Source organism: Reichenbachiella ulvae, from assembly GCF_025833875.1.
Classification (GTDB): Bacteria; Bacteroidota; Bacteroidia; order Cytophagales; family Cyclobacteriaceae; genus Reichenbachiella; species Reichenbachiella ulvae.
The window spans coordinates 3,702,767-3,722,748 of record NZ_JAOYOD010000001.1 but is presented as its reverse complement, the minus strand read 5'-3'; the positions used below and the strand labels follow the sequence as shown (position 1 = coordinate 3,722,748).

Sequence of the window (19,982 nt, the reverse complement as noted above, 5' to 3'; positions counted from 1 at the left end):
ACTGTTTGTTTTTATCGGGGAATGAATATAATGAGATATAATTAGATTTGCAATTTGTCAATTGATTTAGGCCATGAGAAAAATCATATTTGCTGTCATATATCTATGTGCACTGAGCGTCACTCAAAGTTGGGCCCAGCAGGTGACAATAGAGCTGGGACCGGACGAGATTGCGCTCAATCAGCTCTTTACTGTAAGCATTAGAGTTGAAAATGCCAGATTACAGAGTTACAGTGGTTTTCCGGAAATTGAGGGCTTTCAAAAAAGAGGGACCTCTTCCTCTTCCTCTACCAATTTTATCAATGGTGTGAGGAGCTCCACGCAGAGCATCATTCAAAACTATCTGCCGACACAAGAGGGTACATTTACTTTGCCTCCATTTGAGATTACAGTGAATGGCAAGACGTATTCCTCTCCAGGCAAAAGAATAAAAGTGGGCCCAGCTGCTCAGCAGCAGTCTCGCAACAATGGCCAGTATGGTTATGATCCTTTTGAAGACTTCTTTGGTAGAAGAAATAATAACCAGCCTCAGGAATTTGTAGATGTGGAGGCGGACGCTTTCCTTGCCCTTACTACTGACAAATCTTCTGTCTATCCAGGAGAGGGATTTACCATGACTTTAGCCTTTTATGTATCTCATGACAACCGTGCAGAGATGCGTTTTCACAATCTGGGGGAGCAGTTAGAGGATATCATCAAGAAGATCAAACCAGAAAATTGCTGGGAGGAGAATTTTAACATAGAGAGTATCACAGGAGAGCCTGTCACCATCAATGGGGAGAAGTACAACCAGTTCAAAATTTATCAGGCAACTTTCTATCCACTCAACAATGAGACCATTGAAATCCCTAAAGTAGGTTTGGAGATCATTAAGTATCAGGTGGCCAAGCAGCGGACATTTTTCGGGAGAAATAAGAAAGAGGAATTGGTGACTTTTAATTCCAAACCTAAAAAAGTCACAATCAAAGAAATGCCTGACCACCCGCTGAAAGAAAGAGTGGCTGTCGGGGACTATCGCCTGGAGGAGCGCATCAGCTCTGATCAACTACAGACTGGCAATAGTTTTAACTATGAATTTAGCATAGTAGGTGAGGGGAATATTTCTGGAATCAATGACATAGAGTTGAACAGCGACGAAAATTTTGACCTCTTTCCTCCCAATGTAAAGCAGGATATCAGTCGCAGCAACGGGAAAGTCAGAGGTAGAAAGTCTTTTAGTTTTTATGGAATCCCTAATGAGCCGGGCACTTTTGACATGGGCGAGTATTTCAATTGGATTTACTTCAATACTCGAACCGAAAAATATGATACGCTAAAATCTGAGGTGAAACTGAATGTAACTGGGGAGAGTAAAAAGAACGAATCGATCATGTCCAATGACATGGGGAGCTTTTATGACACCATGATTATGGAGAATAATTCACTAGTGTCGTTAGATAGTCGCAAAAACCTGCGTACTGTCATCAATGTTATTATTTTTGCGCTCATTGGACTCACCGTTGCTATCATGTTCAAAAAATAGATTCGGAAAGACCAAAACAACATCCCACTTCACTAATACGAGCGGCGGAAGCCCTCGATAGACTAAACATTAATAAATGAGCAATTCATTTGGATCTGCATTTAAGATCACCACATTTGGAGAATCGCACGGAAGAGGATTAGGCGTGACTATAGATGGATGTCCTGCAGGGATAGAAGTCGATATGGAATTCATCCAATCTGAATTGACCCGAAGAAAGCCGGGACAATCTAAAATCACTACACAGCGCAAGGAGCCAGACGAATTCGAAATCCTAAGTGGTATTTTCGAAGGTAAGACGACTGGTACCCCCTTGTCGATGGTGATCTTTAATACTGATCAGAAAAGTAAAGATTATTCGCATATCGCCGATTCTTTTCGTCCTTCTCATGCAGACTATACCTATCAGGAAAAATACGGTATTCGTGACTATAGAGGCGGAGGGCGTAGCTCTGCTCGCGAGACAGCTGCCCGAGTGGCTGCAGGAGCGATTGCCAAACTGGCATTGAAGCAGCTGGACATAGAGATATTTGGCTATGTAAGTCAGGCTGGTGATATTAAAACTGAGAAATCTCACACTGAGCTAGATTTTAGCCTGACGGAAAGCAATATCGTAAGATGCCCTGATACCGAAGTGGCGAATCAAATGATCGAATTGATCAACAACATCAGAAAGCAAGGGGATACCATCGGCGGAGTAGTTAGTTGTGTGATCAAGGGTACGCCAGTAGGATTGGGCGAGCCTGTGTTTGACAAGTTGCATGCCCGATTAGGTGCGGCTATGTTAGGGATCAATGCTGTTAAGGGATTTGAGTACGGCAGTGGTTTCGAAGGAGCCAAAATGAAAGGTTCGGAGCACAATGATAAGTTTGAAAACAAGGATGGTAAGATCAAAACCCTGACCAATCTTTCTGGAGGAATTCAAGGGGGTATATCTAATGGTGAAGACATCTATTTCAATGTGGCCTTCAAGCCAGTGGCTACCATCATGAGAGATCAGGATTCTGTGGATAAAGATGGCAACACCGTGACGGTCTCAGGCAAAGGTCGACATGACCCATGTGTTGTTCCTAGAGCAGTGCCAATTGTAGAAGCCATGGCAGCCCTGACGATTTTGGACTTCTATCTTTTGAATAAAACAACGAAGCTGTAGCGAGCTTATCAACCTGCCATAGGTCCTCAACAGGGCCCATTGATGGAATTTTTAACAACATGATTACTAAGCGGAAACTTAATTTGTTAAGTTTCCGCTTAGTTTATAGCAAAACCCCAAAATGAAAAAATTACCTCTACACGTCAAGATTATACTCGGTCTGGTGGCCGGTATCATTTGGGCCTTGATTTCAAGTGCTCTTGGTTGGAATGAATTTACCATCACCTGGATAGATCCGTTCGGTACCATTTTTATCCGACTGCTTAAATTTATTGCTGTACCTCTAGTGCTTTTTTCCATTATCAGTGGGGTAGCAGGACTTAGTGACGTGTCTAAATTGGGAAGGCTTGGAGGTAAGACCCTGGGGGCTTATCTGGTAACTACGGTAGTCGCAGTGGGGATTGGTTTGGTATTGGTCAACCTTGTCAAACCAGGGACCTTTATGGACGATGACCAGCGCTTGAAAAACCGTGTAGCCTATGAGGTTTGGCTCAAGGACAATGGGATGAAACCAAAGGATGGGGAATGGTTTATTAATCTCCCTGAGAATAAACATCTTTTGTCGGATGCGATGAATGTGCAGATTGCTGAGAAGGATCTGAAAGAGGTAGAACAGAAGATGAAATTGGCTCAGCAACAAAAAGATGCCAGCCCACTTCAGTTTATCGTAGAGATGGTGCCTGAGAACATTGTCAAATCGATATCCGATAATAAGCTGATGCTGCAAGTGATCTTCTTTGCCATCTTTTTTGGAATCACTATCGTGGTGATCCCAAGGGAAAAGTCCCAGCCTGTAGTAGATTTTATAGAAGGGCTAAATGCCATCTTTCTGAAAATGGTAGAGATGGTCATGCAGGCCGCTCCTGTTTTTGTTTTTGCGCTCCTGGCTGGGGTAATTGCGAAAATGGCAGATACTCCAAAAGAAGTATTGGAGATATTCTTAGGCCTGGGATCTTACTCGGTTACGCTATTCGTAGGGTTGGCCTTTATGGTATTTGTCTTCTATCCTGTGTTGTTGAAGTTATTTGTGCAGAAAATCAGCTACAAGGAGCTTTTCAAGAATATCAGCCCGGCTCAGTTTTTGGCTTTTTCTACCAGTTCTAGTGCGGCTACCCTGCCTGTAACCATGGAGTGCGTGGAAGAAAACATGGGTGTACCTCGCAATGTCACTAGTTTTGTATTGCCTATCGGTGCAACTGTAAATATGGACGGTACAAGTCTCTATCAAGCTGTAGCGGTTGTGTTTTTGGCTCAGCTGCATATGGTGGACTTGACACTCGGACAGCAGTTGACGATTGTGTTGACAGCTACTTTGGCTTCTATCGGGGCAGCTGCTACGCCTAGTGCGGGATTGGTCATGATGATCATCGTTTTGCAGTCTGTGGGCTTGAACCCTGCCTGGGTAGCCATCATTTTCCCAGTGGATAGGATCCTGGATATGTGCCGCACAGTGGTGAATGTAACTGGAGATGCGACCGTTTGTACGCTGATTGCGAAATCTGAAGGCGAGCTGGAAAAATATTCCTGAGAATACTGATAAGCGACACAACAAGGAAACATAACTCATCGTCTTAATTGAGAACGATAGAATCATTATTTTTGTAATTCATTAGAAACGATACAATCATGGAAGACGGAGTAAAAAACGCACCCGTAAACATATATCTGGAGTCTAACCCCAATCCAAACACATTGAAGTTTGTGGCGAACTACTTTTTGATTCCTGAAGGGATGAATTTCGATTATCCTACAGTGGAGTCGGCTACCAATTCACCATTGGCTCAGGAGTTGTTCACTTTTCCTTTTGTGAAGGGAGTGTTCGTGATGAGCAACTTTGTGACTGTGACTAAAGATGAGCAGACGGATTGGTCAGAAGTTCAGAATGGAATTCGCGATCATATCAAGGCATATTTGGATGCTGGTAAACCTGCAGTAGATCTTTCCAAAGCCTACGAGGCACAACAAGAAGAGGAGGCAAACGCGGGACCTTCTTCTGACATAGATGAAAATATTAAGGGTATTTTGGCCGAATACATCAGGCCTGCTGTGGAGCAGGATGGGGGAGCGATCAGCTTTCACTCTTTTGACGAGGGTGTGGTGAAAGTGGTGTTGCAAGGCTCATGTAGTGGATGCCCTTCTTCTACACTTACGTTGAAAGCAGGGATTGAAAATCTCCTTAAGAGAATGGTTCCTGAGGTGAAAGAAGTGGAAGCTATCAACGGTTAAGTTGAGCTCTGAAAATATATTAAAGCCCTTTCAAAGGGCTTTTTTTATGTCCATTCGAATCCAAACAGATCGCCTAAATGACCTTTCAATTTCCCTTCTACTTCTTTTATATCTGGCTTTTTGCCAAGTTCCTGCTCTAAGGAAGTAACAGCCTTGTCATCAATCCCACATGGGACGATGTGACCGAAATAGCTGAGATCTGGATGCACATTAAAAGCAAAACCGTGCATGGTCACCCATCGGCTGGCCTTTACTCCCATGGCACAGATTTTTCTGGCCTTTTCCTCTGATTCAAAGTCAATCCACACACCCGTTAAGCCCTCGATTCTTCCTGCTTCTATGCCGTAATCTGCACAAGTGAGAATAATAGCCTCTTCCATCGTTCGGAGGTACTTGTGGATGTCTGTGAAGAAATTGTCGAGATCCAAAATCGGATATCCCACTATCTGACCAGGTCCGTGATAGGTAATGTCTCCGCCGCGATTGATTTTGAAATAAGATGCCTGTCTCGAACTCAAGCCTTGATCATCCAATAATAGATTTTCTTCCTTTCCAGATTTTCCTAGCGTGTAGACATGGGGATGTTCACAAAATATCAAATAATTGGGAGTGATGTGTTGCTCCTCAATGGGCAACTTTCGATTGGCAATTTTGAGCTCAACCGTTTCTTTGAAAATCTTTTCCTGATAGTCCCAGGCCTCCTGATAGTCGATCAATTCCAAATCGATGAATTGGACGCTTTTGTTGATGTGATGGTTCATATTCTGAGTTCTCACTACAAAACTACACCCTTATTGCATTATTTTAGTATTTAAATAACTGGCCAAATAACTATGAAGTATTTCCAGCCAATACTACTGATTTTACTTTTCTGCTCTCAAATCCTTACTACAGGATGTACAGTGTATTATGGTGTTGCAGATTTTTCATCTGAAGCAGAATATACTCCTAAACCTTTTGTGCAAGATTCTGCCCGTCAACAGCTGTTTTATGCTGGCGGAAGTTACTATCGGAACAATGTCGGTTATGGCGGTGTTTTCACATCAGATGTACAGGTGGATTTAGTCAACTTAACTTTTGGCACTACAGTAGCTGAAGAAGGATATTACTATTCTTATGGCGGTTTAGTTAATTATGGCAATTATATAGAAGATGGCAAAGAGTATGATTTCTACGGAGGAGGAATAAATACTGAAGTGGGGTTGGTCCGCTTCTTTGGTAAAGGAAAGGGTTTTAATGTGAAGCCCGGTATCAAAACGGTTTTGCAGTATGAGGACGGCTCTTATGGAACCCTTAGAAAAAGCATAAATGATGAATATTTTGGTGAAGGATCTTGGTTGATGGAGCCGCTAGAAGGGCAGGATGCCGAACCTAATGGCTTGGCATTTTCGGGTCTAGCAACTGTGGAGTTTTCATATAGATTGGATGAAAATATTTTTTCGGTTTATTCCGCAGGAGGAATTACATCGCATGGATTAATCGGTGCAGGTGGGATTTCATATAATCGACATTGGTTTGTTACGAGAGCCTCTTGTACAATATCCCCTATTGGAGGCGTCTACTACGGTGGAGGAGTTTCTTTTCTCATCCAAAGATAATTATGCTATTCCTGCTTCCGCTTCTTTATCGATTTGATGAATTGGTTCCAGGCGAATGGATTTAAGAGAGAAATAGAATTGGGCTGGTATTGCAGGTTCTGTGCCTGAGCTTGCTGCTGCATATAATATTCGTAGTTGCCGCTGGCACCCATGCTCAGGCTACCCGACATGCGGTAGAGCATGCGTTGATCCGTATTGCGGCGCATGTTGTTGAGATCCTGTTGGTTGGGTAGTTGCAGGGCCAGAACCGCTTCTTTGAACATCTCTTCACTAGGGAATGGATATACTTCCAGTTCGTCCAGATAGGTAGTGTCACCTTTCAGGTTGATCACTACGGTGTAGCTGTCGCGATCTTTCATCAGTCTGGGGATTCGAATTTTTTCTTTTTCATATCCGACTGCCGATACGATCATACTGTCCCCTTCTAGTACTGCCATGGAGAAATACCCATAAGGATTGGTAGTCGTTCCTCTTCCTGATTTAGGCGCATAAATATGGACACCGGGTATGCCCTGTTCTACCTCCTGATCGATGACAATTCCTGAAAACTGAATGACCTTATTTTCTTCTTGTCCCAGACTTTTTTCAGTGAAGGAGAATAAAATTAAAAGGGTCAATATGCTCGTCAGTAATTGCTTCAAGGCTTTTTGTAATTATTAATGCTAATTTGCACCAGAAAGTTTTCCTATGAAGCAAATTTACTAAATAAATAGGGAATGCGTCTTTTGTAAAACGAAGTGAAGCACGACTTAAAGTATGAAGCTCAAGCATTTTAACCTTCAGTACGGTTCTCAGATTTTTAAATCATTTTCGGATGAAGCGAGAATCCGCATCCTGTTTTTGCTTTACAATCACGAAGAACTTTGCATCTCGGATATCGAACATATTTTGGAGTTCACACAGACTAAAACATCTCGTCACATTACCTACCTGAAGAACGCGGGATTGTTGAATTCCAGAAAAGTAGATCAGTGGGTATTTTATTCTATCAAGGAGGAGGTAATGGGCATCGTCGCTCAGATATTCAAATACCTGAACCGAGACCAGCAGCTTCAAAAAGATAATGAGATCTATGAAGTTCTGCGATCCAATCGCGAGTTAGCCATCATTAAAACACAAAACCGATTTGAGTAAGAAGTCATACAAATATCTATTTTTTGATCTGGATCATACCCTTTGGGATTTTGATGCCAATGCCAGAGAGGTGCTACAGGAGCTGTATCATCATCATGATTTGGCTAATATGGGTATCGAGTCTGCAGATCATTTTTGGGATCGATTCTATACAACCAACAACGGCCTGTGGGCCAAGTACAACAAAGGAGAAATTGATAAGTTTTACCTCAGAAACGAAAGGTTCAAGTTGATATTTGAGGCGGCAGGGGCTGTAATGCCTTTGGTTCAGGATAATTTTCTTAAAGAGTTCAATAAGCAATTTTTGCACCTCTGTCCGCGTAAAAGCAAGCTGATAGATGGAGCGATGGACTTGTTGGAACAGCTGCATGGCAAGTACCCGATGTTCATCATTACCAATGGTTTTGAGGAGGTGCAATCTATCAAAATGGCCAGCTCAGGCATTGGTCACTTCTTTGATCGGGTGATTACCTCTGAGAAAGCAGGTTTTAAGAAGCCCTATGCTGGGATTTTTAACTATGCGATGAAATGGTGCCAGGCTCATCCCGAGAAATCTCTTATGATAGGAGACAACCTGGGGGCCGATGTAGTAGGAGCACGCGAGTATGGGATGGATCAGGTTTATTTCAATCCGGAGGGCCAAGTGCACGAAGAGGAAGTAACCTACGAAGTGTCACATCTCAGCGAAATTCATTCGATAATCGCCCAGCCGCTGCGTTAAAAAAGGTTAATTAAAGGCAGACTGAGGCTGATATCACTAAATTTGACGCTATGACAAGGGTGAAAATTAGTTGGTTGATCGTGGCTATGGGAGTGGCTTTGGTGGGCTTGATCGTGTTTCAGGTAGCCTGGCTTGACAACCTGATCAACTCCAACGAACAGGCCTTCAAGAATCAGGTGCAGTCTGCCTTGAGTAGTGTGGCTTCCAAGCTAGAGAAGCGAGAAGCACTTGAGGTGACTGTAGATAATTTTCACACCGATTTCATATACAAAAGTTTGTCTAGCGTAGACAGCAGCCGCGTCGAATTGATAGAAAGCACCTTCGAAAAAAAGATCATTGAGATACAGGATTTCGCACAGGATTCTAGTAGCCGGCCCGAATGGATGAGTTTTTACTTCAATGCCGATGCGAAGGCTGATGGATTGAAAAACACCCCTGTGTCGGTTAATTCTGATCTTCATCCACAAGACAACAAGGTTATTTATCTGGGCGAGAATACAGACTCAACTGAGAATAAGAAGGCCTATGAAAAGCGCTTGAGAAGAGTGGCCAAAAAAACAGAGTACGTACAACTCGCGCTCAAAGAATTATTTACAGGGAAAAGAAAATTGGCTGAGCGTCTGCCTCAGGAGGAACTCGATTCTCTGATTAGAAGTAGTTTGGAAGATAATGGGATTCAGCTCGATTATGAGTTTGCCATCTATGACCCCCTGGAAGGCATCGTTTTGCCTGAAACAGCGGATACTACGATTTTACGGTCTGAGCTTAAGGCTTCTCTCTTTCCGAATGATGTGATCGGTGAGGTCGGGTATTTATTTGTGAACTTTCCTGGGCAGCAGCGCTATATTTTGGGTCAGGTTTGGGTGACTTTATTGTCTTCGCTCCTTTTCATTTTGATTGTCCTGTTCTGTTTTGCCTATGCGGTGCGTACGATTTATGTACAAAAGCAACTTTCTGAGATCAAAAATGATTTCATCAATAACATGACGCATGAGCTAAAGACCCCGATATCTACTGTCGCCTTAGCTTGTGAAGCATTGCGTGATCCGGACATTCAAAATGCAGACACCCTAAAGGATCGCTACCTCGGGATCATAGATGACGAAAACCGAAGGCTGGGAACACAGGTTGAAAAAGTGCTGCAGATGGCAGTGATCGACAGGAGAGACTTTGAGTTGAAATTGGAGATGCTCAACATTCACGATATCATAGAAAATGCCTTAGAGAAGATCGCTTTGCCGATAACTGAGAAAGGCGGAGAGGTTCAGAAGGAATTGAAAGCAGTTAAGCAGTCCTTGAAGGCAGATCGGGTGCATTTGACCAATATCATTTTCAATCTGCTGGACAATGCCAATAAGTATTCTGGAAATGACCCTTTTATCAAGGTTACGACTGAGGATAAAGCCGAAGGAATTTTGATTCGGGTAATTGATCACGGCATAGGGATTTCCAAAGAGGGCTTAAAGAGAATCTTTGAGAAGTTTTATCGAATCCCAACTGGCAATCTCCATGATGTCAAAGGTTTTGGTCTGGGCCTTTCTTATGTAAAAAGCATGGTAGAGGCCCACGGCGGTGAAGTAACCGTACGAAGCGAATTAGATAAGGGCAGTGAGTTTAGGGTCTTTCTTCCCTACGAACTAAAAAAAGATGACGCATGATAAAAATACTGGTAGTAGAAGATGACCCTAATTTAGGTCAGATTTTAAATGAATATCTGCAGCTCAAGGGCTATGATACGACCCTCTGTACAGATGGCGAGGCAGGATTCGAACGATTCAAAAATGAGTCTTTCGATTTCTGTATTTTGGATGTAATGATGCCAAAAAAGGATGGTTTTACATTGGCAACAGAAATACGTGCCATGGACAAAGAGATTCCTATCATTTTTCTGACGGCCAAATCCATGAAGGAGGACACCATAGCAGGGTTGAAGATAGGTGCGGATGATTATCTGACCAAACCTTTCAGCATGGAGGAACTGATCCTGAGGATTCAGGCGATTTTGAAGCGTACGGGCACCAAGTCAGATCAGCCAAGTGCTGTTAACAAATTTGAGTTAGGGGAATTGACTTTTCATTATGACAAGAGTCTTTTGGAACGTCCCTCTGGTGATGTGAAGTTGACTTCAAGAGAGAATGAATTGCTAAAGATGCTGTGTGACAATCTCAATCAGACCCTTGACCGAACGGCTGCTTTGAACGCGATATGGAAGGACGACAGCTACTTCAACGCTCGAAGTATGGACGTCTATATTGCCAAATTGAGGAAATATCTAAAAGAAGAGGAGCAAGTTCACATTCTAACTGTACATGGTCAGGGATTTAAGCTTGTCAAAGTGGAATAATTAACGTAAATTTTACTATCTCTGCTGTTCGAGAAAACATTCAACATTAACAACACCAAAAAACTATGCAACTCGTCCCGTCTATAGCCATCAAAGATGGCAAAGTCGTGCGTCTGACCAAAGGAGATTACGCGTCAGCCAAAGTATATGATCAGAATCCGATAGATCTAGCCAGGCAGTTTAAAGATCATGGGATCAAACGAATCCACATGGTGGATCTGGATGGAGCCGCCAAAGGTAAAGTCATCAACTATCACATTTTAGAAGCTGTGGCTGGTCATACCCATTTGAAAGTCAATTTTTCTGGAGGGGTTCACACCGATGGGGATATTACCAAGATACTAGAGTGTGGTGCAGAAAGTGTCACCTGTGCTACCATGGCGGTCTATGCCAGAGATATGTTTACGGCCTGGATTATGTCCTATGGTCGTGAAAAAATTGCCTTGGCGGCAGATAGCTTGGATGGCCTGATTCGAGTGGGTGGCTGGCAAAAAGACACGAAGATAGATGTGTATAATCACATCAGCTATTTCTACGAAAGAGGATTGAAATATCTGAAGACCACTGATATATCTAAAGAAGGTGGTTTGAAAGGCCCTTCCTTTGTGCTTTACGAAGAGATTTTAAAAAGGTACCCTGGTATATTTCTATTCGCCAGTGGTGGGATCAGAAATGTAAAGGACATCGAAAAGCTACAGAGCATCGGTGTACATGGTGCCATATTTGGAAAGGCCTTTTACGAAGGACATATTACCCTCAAAGACATCGAAAAATTTTCGGCAGAAAGTACGGCTAGTGAATAATCACTAGCCTTTTTTATTTTTCTGTAAACTCTGGATCCTCATTGTAGATAGGCCTAGGCTTCTTTTTAGGGATGATCCAGTAGATACCGTCACTCTTTTCTACTTTTTCTTTCTTACCAAATGCGGATGGGTGTAGCAGGTCTTTGCGGCTATCTTTTTTGATTTTGTCTCTGCCAAAGACAAAATTGATTCCAAATCTGATATCAAAAGCCTTTGCATTGGGTACATCCCAAACTCGAATCAGCTGGTCACTGGCCATATACAGTTGCACGCCTCCTACAGTCAGGGCAGTGGCCATCCCAAAATCTATCCCTTGTTGAGGTTTGCGAATGGCATTGGCCGAGACACTGAAGAAATTGCCAAACTGGCGGGTATAACCCAGTGCATATAGCATTCGCCAATTACCCTGAACCACATGTGGAGATAAAGTGGCCGTAAAATGATCCTGCTTTGTCAGATGATAAGTACCGCTGATATAAGCACTAGTGTTCAAACCTGAAGAATAAGACTTGTACATGATCGAATCCTCGAATCGGTTGAGTAGAGAGTCTTTTATGGCCTGCTCGATGTTGTCGATTTCACTCAATTCTAACCCTGAAAAGGTGAAAGTAGTATCTGCAAGCATATAGTTTTTGGCGTCATCCTTCCAATTGATGTAACCTAGATCGTTGACCGAAATAGCAGTTGAGAAGTATTCGTTGATTTGCCAGTTCATACCCAGATCTATCCCGAATCCAATATTGCCATTGCTCGTAAAGTGAGATTGGATTTCGGAATTACTGCCGTTTTCTAGTAGGTTAAGGCCAACAGTATTTAGGTTGGCATTTTCAGTGATAATGGTGTGACTATAGTCGTCATCGTCTATACGGATGTTACCATTAAAATTCTGGTCACTGATGACACTGACCATACCATTCAAGAATTTGACGCGAACGCCTACTTGAAGTTTTTGTTTGGGGATTTCTTTCCAAAACCCTAGCCCATACTCTCTGTAATATCGAGTGTCTGCTGCCATGGTAGACATGTCCAGATAGGTGCCCACATAGTTTCTATTTCCATTCCAGGCAAAATCCAATACCTCTTGAGAAAAGAACCCTCTTGCTGCGATGCGTTCTCTTACAAAGAGGGACAATCCAGTCGTACTGTTGGTTTTGAAACCAACATAGAAGGTGGATATTTCAGATTCCAGACTAAAATAATTTTTATCTGTGGCTTTAGAAACCATACCGGAAATGTCCCATTCTCTTTCTCCCAGTTCATTGATGGTGGTGGCATCATTGTAACTGTAAGGTGAATTAATATCCAACATGACGCCAGAGAGCACAGGGAGCCCCATATAAAACTTCCCATTGGGAACAAATGATGGGTTCATGTGGTTGCCCTGAAATGTGGTATTGCCTAGATGATACAGTGACATACCAGATTGTGCGTTTGCTTGGCAGCAGGCAATCACTACTAATAGGATGATATATATAAATTTCTTCAAGGCTATTCAAGTTCTAGGTTGAGGGTAGCTTCTATACCCAGGTTAACTTCTAAATTGTAATCCGCATAGATTTTCACGAAGGTGTCATTGTCTGCATCGTAGCTATTGACATTGATCACCAGTCTGATCGTAGGCTGAGTGGTGATGGCTTCTAGTCCCTCCCCATACAATTTGATGTAGTCGACACTCTCTGCCCCTTCATTGATCTTGCTACCTACTGGCACTACTGGAGAGGAGAAAACACTGACGTTAGGGATTTCATGCACTACAGCACTGTCTGCATCAAGTATCTGCAAATCGATATCACCATTCAATGGCAACCTATTGATGGTTTTTAATCGTAGATTCAATGAATCCGCATCATCAAAATCAAAATCATCGAGACTGTAGTCAATGGTCCTACTGAGACTAGTTAGCTGTAGATCAAGCGGAATCTCGAGTTCCATAATGGTAGTCGCTGTACTGTTGATGTCTACAAAGTTTCTGTCCTCTTCGGGTACCACACTGCCCCTATCGGTGTAATTGAGCTCTGCAGCCACACTGATATCAAACAGATTGGGCCCTAAGTTGAGCAAGTCGGCTATGTTAGAATTTTCATTGTTGATCCTGATAATGGAAGATCTAGAACTGCCCACAGAGTTGACGTCTGGTGCGTTGATGAATTGCAATTCCTCTGTGATTGCCCCACTTAGCGCTAAACTTTCTCCATTGCTATTGGATGCTGATATGTTAGATAGCTCCAGCCCCATAGTGACGCCAAAACCATTGCTGATGAGTAGGCTTATCTGAGGATCTCCAAAATTCAAATCCCCTTCTATCTGATCGAAAAAGTCCATTTCGATTTGCTGGGATTGGATGTCGAATGTTTTGGTTCCAAAATAGCCATATATCGTTTGGAATTCGACTCCTTCTATATCTATCCGATATCTAAACTCATCAGTAAGGAACACACTACTACCTTCTTCTATATACAGCGTCCCATTGAATGTACCCGTGAAGATATTTTGGTTGAGGTCGTTTCGGGTGGCAATGGTTCGATGGTTGGCTAGCGATGCGGAGGAACTACCTGAGCCATTGGAGCCCACTGAGCCACTTAATCTCAATGTATCACCCGTGTTAATGTCTGTAATGTCGTCGATGACCATTTCAAAATCGAGAGGTACATCAAAATCAGATTCGAAAGAGATCGAAATGGTTCCTGCTCGATAGATAATAGAGTCGAGTTCCTCTCCATCAGATATGGGGTATTCGAAACTAAGACCCTGATTTAAAGGTAGAGTCACTTCTACAGGAGAATTGATCACTTCTTGTGGGGATTCAATCAGGCCATCGTTGCTTACATCGTCTATTACAATGACTTCATCCAAATCTGAAAATTCGGCTGTATCTCTATAGACTAACGTAAGGATTCCTGCCTGAGTGGTATCTATGTCTAGTTTGTCATCCTCCAGATCCTCCAGTAGTTCACTAGCAGTGAAGGTGGTGCTACCTAATGGAAGATAATGCCGCCCTTCATAATTGGGCAGCTTTATGTCTTCAAAATCTAACTCGCCCGTATTACACTGTGTAAGGGTGAAAAGTGATAATAAAGTCAGTACCATTAGGTATCTGGACTTTTGTAGGTTGCTTTGTATCAATCTCTTTCTAAATAACAGTTTTTATTCTATAAACCTTTGTCACATTGCTGGTCGAAACTAGGTCTTTCGATAATACAACGACAATATAGCTATAGACCCTAACGTGGCGCAAGGGTTTTATTGTAGGAATTCGTCGAAATATAAGAATACTACAACTCCTTGATAGAATCCTCCACTTTTTTCTTAAGTCCTTCTTTGTATTGTGCTAAATTGTCTCCGATCTGTGAGTCGTGGCATCCGATGATTTGAGCGGCTAATATCCCGGCATTTTTTGCGCCATCCAAAGCGACTGTCGCCACGGGGACACCACCTGGCATCTGTAGGATAGAAAGAACAGAATCCCAACCGTCGATGGAGTTGCTAGATTTGATCGGAACTCCGATCACAGGTAGGGTAGTCAGAGAGGCTACCATGCCTGGTAGATGAGCCGCACCACCTGCTCCAGCGATGATCACTTTCAGACCTTTGGATTTGGCTTGCTCAGCATATTCCACCATGCGATGAGGAGTACGGTGAGCCGATACGATGGTCAGCTCGTAGGACACTCCTAGTTCCTTCAAAACTTCTGCTGCCTGATTCATGATGTTGAGGTCAGACTTGCTGCCCATGATAATGCCTACTTGTGCGATCATAGTTATTTAGATTTTATGCGATGATTTTGATGCTTTCTTTGAATTCGCGGGCCTTGTCTTTCAGGGCCTGCAGATCGTCTCCCACCAGGGTGGCATGTCCCATTTTGCGGAAGGGTTTGGTTAATTTTTTGCCGTAGAGGTGTAAATGCATGCCACTGTGTGCCATGGCCTCTTCTATGCCTTCGTATTTGGCCTGACCGCTATAGTCCGGATGTCCCAGCAGATTGATCATCACGGCACTGCCTTTGACGCTGGTGTCTCCTAGTGGGAGGTTCAGGATGGCGCGGATGTGCTGCTCGAACTGCGAGGTGATGTTGCCCTCGATGGTATGGTGGCCGCTATTGTGCGTGCGAGGGGCACATTCGTTGACGAGGATTTCTCCGTCTTTGGTGGCGAACATCTCTACTGCTAATAGGCCCACCATGTCGAATTCGGAGATGACTTTTTTGGCCAGATCACGCGCTTTTATTCTTAGCTCTTCTTCGAGCTCGGATGGAGAAAAAAGGAACTCCACTAGATTCTGCTCAGGATGATACTCCAGCTCCACTACCGGGAAAGTCTCCATATCTCCTTTTTCGTTTCGAGCGACGATCACAGATATTTCTTTGTGGTAGTCGACGAATTTTTCGAGGATAGAGGGCGCCTCGAATCCCTTGTTCAGGTCTGCTTCGGTTTTGATGATTTGTACCCCACGACCATCATAGCCTTCAGTTCTCAGTTTGTTAGCAGCGGGTAGGAGGTCGGTGTGGTTTTTTAGTTCTTCTTTTTGATCGATGAACACAAAGTCTGAAGTAGGGATGCCGTGATCCAAATAGAACTGCTTTTGCAAGCCTTTGTCTTTGATCGTTCGTAGCACTCTTGGCTGTGGGAATACCTTTTTGCCTCTTCTTTCTAGTTCTTCGAGTGCTTCTACGTTTACATTTTCGATCTCCACGGTGATCACATCAAAGGCCTCTCCAAAGGCCAGTACCTCGTCGTAGCTGGTGATGTCACCATTCACAAAATGGCTGGCCAGGCTCTTGCACGGGGCGTTGGGATCTGGGTCCATGCTGGCAATCTCCAGGTTGAGATTCATGGCGGATTGGATCATCATGCGGCCTAACTGGCCTCCTCCTAGTACGCCTATGCGAATGCTCGGATCAAATGTCATCTTGGATGCAGTGTATTTGTTAGAAGAAAATAGTTAATCGTCGCATTGCGACTGTATTCCGCCGCAAAAATAATGGGACTTGGATAAGATTTCAGGGTTTGGGGAAAGAATCGTTGGCTGTGGTTTGAGAATCATGCAGTACCACTATAAATTTCTTTAGATAAAGGTGTAAAATTCATTTTTTGGCTTTCTGACGATGTGTAATGAGGGAAAAATCAATTTTTCTACGTTCTGCAAGTTGGGGGAATGCAGAAAAACCAATTTTTGGAGCTTCTGCAAGCTCGGGATTGAAGAAAACTCAATTTTTTGGTCTTCTGCGATTTGGAGAATGGAGAAAAACCAATTTTTGGGGCTTCTGCAATCTTGCGAAATGAGAAAAATTGATTTGGCTGGCTTTTGCAGCTTTTCGGAAGGTTGAAAAATACATTTGGCAAGTAGGAGTCAAATTATTTGACACAGTTTAAATTCTGGTTCTCTAAATTAGATATCTCATCATTGATGCGGAATATGGAGGGACTGGTATTCGAGACCAATACGATGGCTTTATTTCCTTAGATGATATTCCTATTTCAGATGAACTGAAAGTACAAGTTTCAAATTGGGTAAAAAGGTATCCTTCTCTTGGAAATACAAGGTCTTTTGATGGAATAAGTAGTCATGACAAAATAGGCATTGGTATAATGAAAAAGGTAAGAGATGAACTCGGGTCAGACTATAAGGTAAGGTACTATTCGGATATTAGAGGCAAGGAGTTGGTTGAAATAGAGGGTGAGAGGATAGTTGAGATTTAGGATTTCTTTTAAACTCTTGCGCCTTGATCCAAATTGAGTGACGATTATATCTTCTCGGTAATTTAAATGCTATTGAGCTTTTATTGTATTTGGGATGTGATTGAGTGGGGAATATACCCCTTCCGCCTGTCGGCACCTTCCCGATGGAAGGATTGATTTCGAATCTTACTGGTAGAGGGGAAAGATTGGTTTGTTGACGGACGTTAATTGTTGAGTGGGGAGCAGGCCACCATGCCGAGCATGGCGGGAACGGTGGACAATCAATGGTTTTATCCTGTTTAGGTTTTATTTTCTTCAATAAATTTCTTCCAGAATTCGAGAGTCTTTAAAACAGCAGATTCAAAATCTATACTTTTCGAATTACTAATAATAATTTCAAATCGTGGAACATTGTAATCATGTCTAGAATAGTCGTATGGCGAATAATGTCCTTCTCCAATTCTAGTTTCCTTTTTGCTATTCAAGTCCCGTGGGATGCAATGTTTAATTCCATTAGTTATTAGTCTCATATATTCCAGTTCAGGACATGATTTGATTAAATATTGTTGATATAATTGAAGTGCTGATATAAAAATCAAGTTGCCTTTGGAAGTGTATTTTTCACGATCTTGAAATCGTTTATCGGTCGTAAAGAATTCTTGATATGTCCAGTCAGTAAGGTGCCATGAGGTGGTTGCACAATTCATTGCATGCCTTGGGTTTAAGTGCTCTTTGTCAAAGTCTGCATATTCCTCTAATAATTTATCAAACATTCCAGAGAAATTTTTTATTTCAAAGGTTAGCTTGGGGTTGAATCGTTCCGACATAAAATCCTTTAGGTTCTGGTAAAAGTTCTAATTTGAAACAAAAATGTCAATTTTCCTCTAACGTTAGGCAGGGTCTGATTGCTTAAAGCTATAAGTTTGATCTATTTGGCCGAGTGACTCTAGTGATTTTACCCTAGTTTCTCGACTCCTGATTTTCAACCTTCAACTTTTCACTTTGACCTTTCTACTCCTGTATGATTCCCATCTGGCGCATCAGGGCGGAGGCATTGAAGCTCTTGCAGGGGCCGTCTGTCAGTCGGTAGTCGAAGTTGATTTCGTCGTTTTCGAGCTGGCTGTTGAAGCTGTAGTTGGTCATGTGGTCGTTAGACAATTCGGCCAGCTCCACATCGTGGGTGGAAATCAGGCCGAGGCAGTTGCTTTGTGTCAGCTGATTGATTAGCGCAATGGCGCCCGCATGTCGGTCTTTGGTATTGGTGCCTTTCAGGATTTCGTCCAGAAGGTAGAGCACCGTTTGCTCCCCACTGAGCTGATCCAATAGCTGTTTGATTCTTCGGATCTCGGCATAAAAGGAGCTGACGCTTTCTTCCAGATTGTCCTGTGTTCGCATGCTGGTGAAAATATGCAGAGGCGTAAACGAAAGCGACTGGGCCGCTATCGGGGCACCCATCTGAGCCAGGACCAGATTGACTCCAAGCGTCCGCAGGAAGGTACTTTTACCCGACATATTAGAGCCGGTAATCAGAGCCAGCTGCCCTTTGCCTTTTAATCCAAAATCGTTGGCCACTGCCACATCAGCTGGAAGCAAGGGATGCTTCATTTCGCTGGCTTCAAAGCCTTCGATATCTTTGACCTGGGGGAAAATGTAGCTAGCTTCTGCAAAAGTGAAGCTAGCCATATCCGCCAATACGGATGTTTCTTCCACCACTTCCAACCATTGTCCCACCTCCTGGTGGTGACGGGTATACCAATTTTTGATCCGTCCAAGCACGAGTAAATCCAATGCGAAGAGAGAATTGAGTACGCCATATATCAAATTGCCCCGATTGGTCAGGAAGTCCAGCGAAACCTTGAGTTGGGCGATTGAAGCCGAAGCTTGGGTGCCATTTGAAATTCGGGACTGCAGATTTAGGAGTAGGGTAGATTGAAAGTCTTGCTTTTCTATAGCGGTCAGGGCGTACTCATAGCTACTCAGCAGCCGATTGAGCTGGGGCATTTCTTTGGTAAGCTCCAGCAAGGGGGAGAAAATCGCTCTTAAGAACAAGGTGTTGATCGCTACAGGAAGGAAAATCCAACGGTAATCCAGCTCAAAAGCGGAAATGGCAATTATGATGCCCAGGGCAAACAGGGGTAATAAGATTTTCGCTGTGGTCCAGTAGCCTTTGTCCATCACCTGTGTGTCTCTTTTGATGATGTCCAGATGCTGGGAGATGCTCAGTGATTCTTTTTTCTTTTCTTTGATCTCGGCAGAGTGGGCACTCAGCAGTTGGTTCCAGTCTGTTTGGGGAGCGAGCTCTTTTACGGCTTCTTGTCGGGCCTTGATTTCCTCTGCATTGGCTGGTTGGGAAAGCCATTTCGCCAGCAGGTCTTTGGAGCCTTGCAGTTCGTTTCTATTGATCAACTGAAATAGGGCATGTCGACCGAAGATGTCCAGGTCTGGAGCGTAAGAGTGATCCATATCCAGATAGGCGCTGCTATCGGGGAGCTCCTTGAGTTTTCTTTCCAGTCGGAGGATTTCTTCCTGATTGAGGCGGGTCAGCTGAAGCTGGATGTCTCTTTCATGTTTCTGCTGGTTGTGTTTTTTGACCAGAAAACCGAAGACTGGCACATAAGCCAGTAGCGTAAGGATGGCTCCCATCAATTCTCTGTCGTTGATCAGATAGACTACCAGCACGGCCACTATTACAAAGCTGAGTACCCTTGCCCAGCCAGTGATCGCTGCAGTAGACTTTAAATTGACTGCTTCTGCCTGAAATTTTTCCGCTCTGGCCTGAAAGAAATCTTTTTTTGTAGACATTAGA

The 19,982-nt window shown here is 43.2% G+C and carries 19 protein-coding genes; 11 read left to right on the top strand and 8 right to left on the bottom strand.

What is annotated here, in order from left to right; all coding sequences use genetic code 11:
- The first annotated feature begins 73 nt into the window (after positions 1–73).
- The 4 genes from N7U62_RS14995 to N7U62_RS14980 all read left to right on the top strand — a co-directional run bounded on the left by N7U62_RS14995 (position 74) and on the right by N7U62_RS14980 (position 4,901).
- Positions 74–1,522 (top strand): BatD family protein, encoded by a 1,449-nt coding sequence (locus N7U62_RS14995; protein WP_264138810.1) that lies wholly within the window; start codon positions 74–76, stop codon positions 1,520–1,522.
- Positions 1,523–1,598: 76 nt separating this feature from the next.
- Positions 1,599–2,675 carry a chorismate synthase gene (aroC, locus tag N7U62_RS14990; protein WP_264138809.1) on the top strand — a complete coding sequence of 359 codons (1,077 nt, stop codon included), beginning with the start codon at positions 1,599–1,601 and terminating at the stop codon, positions 2,673–2,675.
- Between the two features lie 121 nt (positions 2,676–2,796).
- Positions 2,797–4,203, top strand: a complete 1,407-nt coding sequence (locus N7U62_RS14985; protein ID WP_264138808.1) for a dicarboxylate/amino acid:cation symporter — start codon at positions 2,797–2,799, stop codon at positions 4,201–4,203.
- A gap of 98 nt (positions 4,204–4,301) precedes the next feature.
- The gene (locus tag N7U62_RS14980; RefSeq protein ID WP_264138807.1) at positions 4,302–4,901 is read left to right on the top strand and encodes a NifU family protein; all 600 of its coding nucleotides are present in this window, start codon (positions 4,302–4,304) and stop codon (positions 4,899–4,901) included.
- 44 nt (positions 4,902–4,945) lie between these two features.
- Here N7U62_RS14980 and lipB read toward each other — a convergent pair whose 3' ends face one another.
- A complete protein-coding gene (lipB, locus tag N7U62_RS14975; RefSeq protein WP_264138806.1) occupies positions 4,946–5,662 on the bottom strand; it encodes a lipoyl(octanoyl) transferase LipB in 717 nt (238 codons plus the stop codon).
- A gap of 72 nt (positions 5,663–5,734) precedes the next feature.
- Here lipB and N7U62_RS14970 point away from each other — a divergent pair, with 72 nt between their 5' ends.
- Positions 5,735–6,499: a hypothetical protein gene (locus N7U62_RS14970; protein ID WP_264138805.1), complete on the top strand. Its 765-nt coding sequence runs from the start codon at positions 5,735–5,737 to the stop codon at positions 6,497–6,499.
- Between the two features lie 5 nt (positions 6,500–6,504).
- On the opposite strand, the gene N7U62_RS14965 is transcribed toward N7U62_RS14970, so the two are convergent.
- Positions 6,505–7,140: a carboxypeptidase-like regulatory domain-containing protein gene (locus tag N7U62_RS14965; RefSeq protein WP_264138804.1), complete on the bottom strand. Its 636-nt coding sequence runs from the start codon at positions 7,138–7,140 to the stop codon at positions 6,505–6,507.
- 115 nt (positions 7,141–7,255) lie between these two features.
- Here N7U62_RS14965 and N7U62_RS14960 point away from each other — a divergent pair, with 115 nt between their 5' ends.
- From N7U62_RS14960 to N7U62_RS14940, 5 genes are all read left to right on the top strand, one after another.
- Positions 7,256–7,633 (top strand): ArsR/SmtB family transcription factor, encoded by a 378-nt coding sequence (locus tag N7U62_RS14960; RefSeq protein WP_264138803.1) that lies wholly within the window; start codon positions 7,256–7,258, stop codon positions 7,631–7,633.
- Entirely contained in the window at positions 7,626–8,354 is a 729-nt protein-coding gene (locus N7U62_RS14955) for a YjjG family noncanonical pyrimidine nucleotidase (RefSeq protein ID WP_264138802.1), read from the top strand. Before N7U62_RS14960 ends, N7U62_RS14955 begins: the two co-directional genes overlap by 8 nt.
- Before the next feature lie 50 nt (positions 8,355–8,404).
- A complete protein-coding gene (locus tag N7U62_RS14950) occupies positions 8,405–10,012 on the top strand; it encodes a sensor histidine kinase (protein ID WP_264138801.1) in 1,608 nt (535 codons plus the stop codon).
- A complete protein-coding gene (locus N7U62_RS14945; RefSeq protein WP_264138800.1) occupies positions 10,009–10,698 on the top strand; it encodes a response regulator transcription factor in 690 nt (229 codons plus the stop codon). The genes N7U62_RS14950 and N7U62_RS14945 overlap by 4 nt, the downstream gene beginning before the upstream one ends.
- A gap of 65 nt (positions 10,699–10,763) precedes the next feature.
- A complete protein-coding gene (locus N7U62_RS14940) occupies positions 10,764–11,501 on the top strand; it encodes a 1-(5-phosphoribosyl)-5-[(5-phosphoribosylamino)methylideneamino]imidazole-4-carboxamide isomerase (RefSeq protein ID WP_264138799.1) in 738 nt (245 codons plus the stop codon).
- A gap of 13 nt (positions 11,502–11,514) precedes the next feature.
- Here N7U62_RS14940 and N7U62_RS14935 read toward each other — a convergent pair whose 3' ends face one another.
- The 4 genes from N7U62_RS14935 to N7U62_RS14920 form a co-directional block, all read right to left on the bottom strand.
- On the bottom strand, positions 11,515–12,987 hold the full coding sequence (locus N7U62_RS14935; protein WP_264138798.1) for a DUF5723 family protein: 1,473 nt from the start codon (positions 12,985–12,987) through the stop codon (positions 11,515–11,517).
- A gap of 2 nt (positions 12,988–12,989) precedes the next feature.
- Positions 12,990–14,588 (bottom strand): hypothetical protein, encoded by a 1,599-nt coding sequence (locus tag N7U62_RS14930; protein ID WP_264138797.1) that lies wholly within the window; start codon positions 14,586–14,588, stop codon positions 12,990–12,992.
- Between the two features lie 185 nt (positions 14,589–14,773).
- Positions 14,774–15,256 carry a 5-(carboxyamino)imidazole ribonucleotide mutase gene (gene purE / locus N7U62_RS14925; protein WP_264138796.1) on the bottom strand — a complete coding sequence of 161 codons (483 nt, stop codon included), beginning with the start codon at positions 15,254–15,256 and terminating at the stop codon, positions 14,774–14,776.
- A 13-nt stretch (positions 15,257–15,269) separates the two neighbouring features.
- A complete protein-coding gene (locus N7U62_RS14920) occupies positions 15,270–16,406 on the bottom strand; it encodes a 5-(carboxyamino)imidazole ribonucleotide synthase (protein WP_264138794.1) in 1,137 nt (378 codons plus the stop codon).
- Between the two features lie 479 nt (positions 16,407–16,885).
- Here N7U62_RS14920 and N7U62_RS23340 point away from each other — a divergent pair, with 479 nt between their 5' ends.
- Positions 16,886–17,197 carry an immunity protein CdiI family protein gene (locus tag N7U62_RS23340; RefSeq protein WP_507173544.1) on the top strand — a complete coding sequence of 104 codons (312 nt, stop codon included), beginning with the start codon at positions 16,886–16,888 and terminating at the stop codon, positions 17,195–17,197.
- Between the two features lie 278 nt (positions 17,198–17,475).
- On the opposite strand, the gene N7U62_RS14915 is transcribed toward N7U62_RS23340, so the two are convergent.
- Together N7U62_RS14915 and N7U62_RS14910 are read right to left on the bottom strand one after the other, a co-directional pair.
- Positions 17,476–17,949: a hypothetical protein gene (locus N7U62_RS14915; protein WP_264138793.1), complete on the bottom strand. Its 474-nt coding sequence runs from the start codon at positions 17,947–17,949 to the stop codon at positions 17,476–17,478.
- Between the two features lie 238 nt (positions 17,950–18,187).
- A complete protein-coding gene (locus tag N7U62_RS14910) occupies positions 18,188–19,978 on the bottom strand; it encodes a MutS-related protein (RefSeq protein ID WP_264138792.1) in 1,791 nt (596 codons plus the stop codon).
- Positions 19,979–19,982 lie beyond the last annotated feature (4 nt).

Coding starts and splice junctions, on each gene's coding strand:
- N7U62_RS14940 (WP_264138799.1), top strand. CDS start 10,764: ATGCAACTCGTCCCGTCTATAGCCATCAAAGATGGCAAAGTCGTGCGT.
- N7U62_RS14920 (WP_264138794.1), bottom strand. CDS start 16,406: ATGACATTTGATCCGAGCATTCGCATAGGCGTACTAGGAGGAGGCCAG.
- N7U62_RS14950 (WP_264138801.1), top strand. CDS start 8,405: ATGACAAGGGTGAAAATTAGTTGGTTGATCGTGGCTATGGGAGTGGCT.
- N7U62_RS14985 (WP_264138808.1), top strand. CDS start 2,797: ATGAAAAAATTACCTCTACACGTCAAGATTATACTCGGTCTGGTGGCC.
- lipB (WP_264138806.1), bottom strand. CDS start 5,662: ATGAACCATCACATCAACAAAAGCGTCCAATTCATCGATTTGGAATTG.
- N7U62_RS14930 (WP_264138797.1), bottom strand. CDS start 14,588: ATGGTACTGACTTTATTATCACTTTTCACCCTTACACAGTGTAATACG.
- purE (WP_264138796.1), bottom strand. CDS start 15,256: ATGATCGCACAAGTAGGCATTATCATGGGCAGCAAGTCTGACCTCAAC.
- N7U62_RS14960 (WP_264138803.1), top strand. CDS start 7,256: ATGAAGCTCAAGCATTTTAACCTTCAGTACGGTTCTCAGATTTTTAAA.
- aroC (WP_264138809.1), top strand. CDS start 1,599: ATGAGCAATTCATTTGGATCTGCATTTAAGATCACCACATTTGGAGAA.
- N7U62_RS14945 (WP_264138800.1), top strand. CDS start 10,009: ATGATAAAAATACTGGTAGTAGAAGATGACCCTAATTTAGGTCAGATT.
- N7U62_RS14970 (WP_264138805.1), top strand. CDS start 5,735: ATGAAGTATTTCCAGCCAATACTACTGATTTTACTTTTCTGCTCTCAA.
- N7U62_RS14915 (WP_264138793.1), bottom strand. CDS start 17,949: ATGTTTGATAAATTATTAGAGGAATATGCAGACTTTGACAAAGAGCAC.
- N7U62_RS14980 (WP_264138807.1), top strand. CDS start 4,302: ATGGAAGACGGAGTAAAAAACGCACCCGTAAACATATATCTGGAGTCT.
- N7U62_RS14910 (WP_264138792.1), bottom strand. CDS start 19,978: ATGTCTACAAAAAAAGATTTCTTTCAGGCCAGAGCGGAAAAATTTCAG.
- N7U62_RS14995 (WP_264138810.1), top strand. CDS start 74: ATGAGAAAAATCATATTTGCTGTCATATATCTATGTGCACTGAGCGTC.